This is a genomic window from Pseudomonas cuatrocienegasensis (assembly GCF_900110925.1).
In the GTDB taxonomy this organism is placed as follows: Bacteria; Pseudomonadota; Gammaproteobacteria; order Pseudomonadales; family Pseudomonadaceae; genus Aquipseudomonas; species Aquipseudomonas cuatrocienegasensis.
In genome coordinates this window covers 1-5,356 of sequence record NZ_FOFP01000041.1, presented here as the reverse complement: position 1 = coordinate 5,356, position 5,356 = coordinate 1, and the positions used below count along the sequence as shown (strand labels likewise).

Sequence of the window (5,356 nt, the reverse complement as noted above, 5' to 3'; positions counted from 1 at the left end):
GATGCCGTTGACCGTCTCCACCAGAAACGCCTGGTTCTCTGCGCCACGGGCAAAGCTCTCGTTAAGGCGCGCGCGCAGCACCGGGGTAATCAGCAGGGAAACGATGAAGTACAGCGGCAGCGACAGGATCACCACCAGGGTCAGCCAGCCGCTGTACATAAACATCACGGCGATAAACACCACGGAGAACAGCACATCCAGCAGCAGGGTGATGGCGTTACCGGTCAGGAAGCTGCGGATATTCTCCAGCTCACGGACCCGCGCCACCGAGTCGCCCACGCGCCGGGCCTGGAAATAAGCCAATGGCAAGGTGACCAGATGGCGAAACAGCCGCGAGCCAAGCTCGACATCGATGCGGCTCGCCGTGTGAGCAAACACATAGCTGCGCAGGCCCGACAGCAAGGTCTCGAAGATCATGATGCCGAGCAGGCCGATGGCGATCACATCCAGGGTGCTCAGGCCGCGATGAACCAGGACCTTGTCCATCACCACCTGGAAGAACAGCGGCGTCAGCAGGGCAAATATCTGCAGCACAAAGGACACCAGCAGCACTTCGCCCAGCAGCTTGCGGTACTTGACGATGGCGGGGATAAACCAGGTGAAGTCGAACCTGGACAGCTCGCCGGCGACCGAGGCCTCGGAGCGAATCAATATCAGCTCGCCGCTCCAGCGCTGCTGCAGCGCTTCATGGCTTAGGACTTCAGGGCGCTGGGCGGCGGGGTCGTGAATCAGCGCCTTGTCATCGTCCAGGCGCGCGATGATAAAGAAGCGGCCGTCTTGATCGCAGGCAATCGCCGGTAACGGGGTTTGGCTCAGCCGCCCCAGCGAGCTGCGGGCAGACTTGGCCTTGAGGCCAAGCTTTTTCGCGGCCAGCAACAGCTCGACCTTGCCAAAGGTGCGGCCGTCTTCGGCGTACTCATGGGCGAGTTGTTCAGCAGAGGCGGCGACGTTGTGAAAGCGGGCCAGCATGACCAGACAGGCCAGGCCGGTGTCGAAATCGGGTTGAGCATCCACTCCTTGGGATTGACTTGACATGCGCGATCCTCGCAGCAACCTCGACCTTCGATGAGATCGACTATTGGCCAATTCACCTTACGGTATGGCCAAAATACCATCACGACAAGCCACCTTTCATCGCCGCGCCACTCCAAGCAGAAAATTGTGAGTGGAATCACAGTCAGCATCCCCCGCAAAAAAGACTGTGCCCCCATTGGCTGTTGCAGCCGCATACCGGCCATGACGCAACTCCCGTAAGAACGCGGCCTCGGCACGAAGCGCGGCTACGAGAAGCCGCGACGCCGTGCAACACAGAACGGGGGCACAGTCTTTTTTATGGTGATAGATGAGTGAGCTGTTGCATCCACCGTGAGCGAATTACGCGAATAAACCCGCTCAGCGGTACCCAAAGGGCTGGCCACGGCCATCCCTTTTTTATTCCAGCCAGCTCCCGTAGGGTGCGCCGCGCGCACCACCCAAAAAACCACCGCGAAACGCCCGGTGCGCACAGCGCACCCTACAGTTTCCAGGCGCGGCGCAGCGTGGCGATGGCCTCGACGATCTGCCGCTCGGGCACCGCGGCAAAGCCCAGCACAAGGCCGGCGCGGGCGTCTTGCGGCTCGCGGCTGTCTGCCAGCCAGTAGTCACTCAGGCCGTTCATCTCCACACCGGCTGCCCGTGCCGCAGCGATCAACTCGCGCTCACGGGCCAGGCTGTCGACCTGCACGCTCAGGTGCAGGCCGGCCTCCACCGCCGGCAGCGGCGCACAACCGGGGATCACCGCAGGCCAGGCCTGCAGCAGAGCATCGCGACGCGCGCGGGCGGCCGTGCGCATGCGCCGGATATGCCGTTGGAAGTGCCCGGCGGCGATAAATTCGGCCATCACCGCCTGGGTGCCGATCTCGGAGTGGCGCATATCCAGGGCACGGCGCTGGGAGAAGGCTTCGGCCAAGGCCGGCGGCAACACCAGGTAGCCGAGGCGCAACGCCGGGAAGGTGATCTTGCAGAAGGTGCCGACGTAGATCACCCGCTGCTGCCGATCCAGCGCCGCCAGGGGGGCCAGAGGCGTGCCGCTGTAGCGGTACTCGCCGTCGTAGTCGTCCTCGATGATCCAGCCGTCGTGGCGCTTGGCCCACGCCAGCAGTTCCAGGCGCCGCGGCAGCGACAGGGTGACGCCGGTGGGGTACTGGTGCGAGGGCGTGAGGTAGACCAGCCGGCAATCATCCAGACGCTCAAGGGCAGCGGTCTGCAGCCCCTCCGCGTCCACCGGTACGCCATGCAGACGCGCGCCGGCCACGGCAAACGCGTGAGCGGCGGCGCGGTAGCCGGGGTTTTCCACCGCCACCCGGTCGCCGGGCTGCACCAGCAATTGGGCACAGAGGCTGATCGCCTGCTGGGCGCCACAGGTGATCACCACCTGGCGCGGGTCACAGTCCAGCCCGCGAGCATTACGCAGGTACGCCGTGACCAGCTCACGCAGCTGCAGATCGCCCGCCGGGTCGCCATAGCCCAGGCGGGCCGGCGCCGGCTTGCGCCAGAAGCGTGCCTGCAACCGCGCCCAGGTCTCGAACGGAAACAGATCAAACGCCGGCACGCCGATGCGAAAGGCGCGCGGCGCCCCGCTGGGCGGCAACGGCAAGTGGTGCGCCTGCAAGCGTTGCAACGCCAGGCTGGGCGCTGGGCCGCTGGCTGCGGGTGGCGGCATGGGCCGCATGCGCGCCAGCTCAGCGACATAGGTGCCATCGCCCACGCGACCGGCGACATAGCCTTCGGCATACAACTGGTCGAGGGCGCGGGTCACGGTATTGCGTGAGATGCCGAGCAGCAGCGCCAGCTCACGGCTGGCCGGCAGGCGTGTGCCGCTGGCCAGGCGCCCATCGAGAATGCGCTCGCGCAGCGCCTGGTAGAGCTGGCGCGCCAGGCCCTGGCCGGGCTGCAGATAAATGCCGGAAAGGTCGAATGGCAGTGCGGGTAAGCGGCTCATGGTGGTGGCTATTGGCTCTATGAAAGTCGTACGGAATGGATCTTACGTCAGGCCAATATCCTGCCTAGCATGGGCTCATCCCGCCAGGAGAAGTTGCCATGTACCGCCCCGCCGCCTTCCGCCAGGACGACCTGGCCACGCTGCACACGCAGATCCACGCCTGCGGCCTGGCCCTGCTCAGCAGCGCCGGGGAACAGGGCCTGCAAGCCAGCCATCTGCCGCTGCTGCTGGCCCCCAACGAAGGTGAGTTCGGCACCCTGTACGGCCACTTTGCCCGCGCCAACCCGCATTGGCGTGACCTGGCCAGCGGTGCCGAGGCGCTGGTGGTGTTCAGCGGCGCGGATGCCTACGTGCACCCTGGCTGGTACCCGGCCAAGGCCGAGCACGGCAAGGTGGTGCCGACCTGGAATTACATCGCCGTGCATGCCTGGGGCCAGGCCGAGGTATTCGATGAGCCTGAACGCTTGCTGCAACTGGTCAGCCGCCTCAGCGAGCGCCACGAGCAGGGCCGCGCACAACCCTGGGCGGTGAGCGAGGCACCGCGCGAATACATCGACAGCATGCTGCGCGCCATAGTCGGCTTCGCCCTGCCGATCCGCCGCATTGAGGGCCAATGGAAACTCGGGCAGAACCGCTCCCGCGCCGACCAAACGGGCGTACACCAAGGCCTGAGTACCTCCACCGAGCCGCGCGATCAAGCATTGGCCGCGCGCATGCCCATCCGCGAATAACCTTCAACAGGAACGCCCAGATGCTCGATATCCGCCCAATCACCCCCACCGATCACACCGCCTGGCTGCCGCTGTGGCAGGGCTACCAACGCTTCTACCAGGCCGATATTCCAGCCGAGACCAGCGCCCTCACCTGGCAGCGCTTCCTTGACCCTGATGAGCCGATGCACGCCGCGCTGGCCTGGCAGGACGGTGAGGCGGTCGGCCTGGTGCACTTTATCTACCACCGCAGCTGTTGGACCACGGGCGACTACTGCTACCTGCAGGATCTCTTCGTCGCCGAGCACATTCGCGGTGGCGGTATCGGCCGCGCGCTGATCGAGCATGTCTACGCCGAGGCCCGCGCTGCCGGTGCCAGCCGCGTGCATTGGCTGACCCAGGAAAGCAACTATCAAGGGCGTATGCTCTACGACCGTATCGGCGACCGCTCCGGCTTTATCCAGTACAGGAAGCTCTTCTGATGACGCGTGATCTCACTCACTGGCAACCCCGTCCAACGCCGGATCAGCGCACGCTGCAAGGCCGTTTCGTTCGTCTCGAGGCGCTCGAGATCAGGCGCCATGGTGATGATTTGTGGCGCGCGTTGCAGGGCACCTCTAAAAACGTAGGCGAGGCAGTCAGCGCAAGGCAAAAACAGGCGAAAAAGCGGAGTTTACGAGCTGTAAATGAGCATTTTGAGCCTGTTTTTAACGCAGCGATGACAACGCAGGTAGTTTTTAGAGGTGCCCCCAAAGGGCCGGACCCGGCATTGTGGGACTACCTGCCCTACGGTCCGTTTAGCGAACGGGCTGCGTTCGATGCCTGGCTGGCTGGCAACGCCAGCAGCCGCGACCCGTTGTTCTACGCGGTGCTCGACAAGGCCAGCGGCAAGGCCCTGGGCCTGTTCAGCTACCTGCGCATCACCCCGCAGGACGGCTGCATCGAGATCGGCCATGTCGCCTTCGGCGCGCCCATGCAACGCACCCCAGGCGCCACCGAGGCGGTCTACCTGCTCGCCCGGCACGCCTTCGACGACCTCGCCTACCGCCGCCTGGAGTGGAAGTGCGACGCCGCCAACGCCCGCTCGATGCGCGCCGCCGAGCGCTTCGGTTTCACTGCCGAAGGGCTGTTCCGGCAACACATGGTGCGCAAGGGCCGCAACCGCGACACCGCCTGGTTCGCGATCATCGACGGCGACTGGCCGGCGCTGCGCGATGGTTTCCAGCGCTGGCTGGCACAGGAAAACTTCGACGCAGAAGGCCGACAGAAGCAGCGCCTGGAAGCGCTGCGCGGCTAGTGTCGTATCAAGCATCAAATGCTGGTCAGCTCCAGACCCTTGGGAGGGGCCGGACGGTGCTCCGCTGGTTGGCATCCCGCTTTAGCCGCGACGTTTGCAGCACCTTAACGATTTATCGCGAATAAATTCGCTCCTACAAAGCAGTGGCCTTGCCACACTCCCGTAGACATCATGGATTGACCTGCCCCACCTCGAGAACGCGGGTTATGTTTTCGGGGTGGGAAACACCTTCAACACAGAGCCGCATCGAGGGGGACAGGTCATGAATGAGTTTAACCAAGTCTATGTGGGTTTGGACGTACACAAAGCGACAATTGCCGTGGCAGTGGCCCGGACGGGGCGTGGTGATCCGTACTATCACGGTACTAT

The 5,356-nt window shown here is 64.4% G+C and carries 4 protein-coding genes and 1 pseudogene; 3 read left to right on the top strand and 2 right to left on the bottom strand.

All coding sequences use genetic code 11. From position 1 onward, the window contains the following. Positions 1-1,035: ABC transporter transmembrane domain-containing protein (locus BMW49_RS24285; RefSeq protein WP_244168418.1), on the bottom strand; the 1,035-nt coding region annotated here is incomplete at its 3' end. A 478-nt stretch (positions 1,036-1,513) separates the two neighbouring features. Further along, complete coding sequence (gene pdxR / locus BMW49_RS24280; protein WP_069522611.1) at positions 1,514-2,980, bottom strand: MocR-like pyridoxine biosynthesis transcription factor PdxR; 1,467 nt, start codon at positions 2,978-2,980, stop codon at positions 1,514-1,516. 98 nt (positions 2,981-3,078) lie between these two features. Between pdxR and BMW49_RS24275 the strand changes: the two genes are divergently transcribed. From BMW49_RS24275 to BMW49_RS24260, 3 genes and pseudogenes are all read left to right on the top strand, one after another. Further along, positions 3,079-3,711, top strand: a complete 633-nt coding sequence (locus BMW49_RS24275; protein ID WP_069522609.1) for an FMN-binding negative transcriptional regulator — start codon at positions 3,079-3,081, stop codon at positions 3,709-3,711. A gap of 20 nt (positions 3,712-3,731) precedes the next feature. After that, positions 3,732-4,172: a GNAT family N-acetyltransferase gene (locus BMW49_RS24270; RefSeq protein WP_069522607.1), complete on the top strand. Its 441-nt coding sequence runs from the start codon at positions 3,732-3,734 to the stop codon at positions 4,170-4,172. A 269-nt stretch (positions 4,173-4,441) separates the two neighbouring features. Further along, positions 4,442-4,987: pseudogene (locus BMW49_RS24260) on the top strand (GNAT family N-acetyltransferase); the annotation flags it as partial. Positions 4,988-5,356: the final 369 nt, after the last annotated feature.

Bases quoted from the DNA above. Each gene is read 5' to 3' on its own strand.
- BMW49_RS24270 (WP_069522607.1), top strand. From the start codon at position 3,732: ATGCTCGATATCCGCCCAATCACCCCCACCGATCACACCGCCTGGCTG.
- BMW49_RS24275 (WP_069522609.1), top strand. From the start codon at position 3,079: ATGTACCGCCCCGCCGCCTTCCGCCAGGACGACCTGGCCACGCTGCAC.
- pdxR (WP_069522611.1), bottom strand. From the start codon at position 2,980: ATGAGCCGCTTACCCGCACTGCCATTCGACCTTTCCGGCATTTATCTG.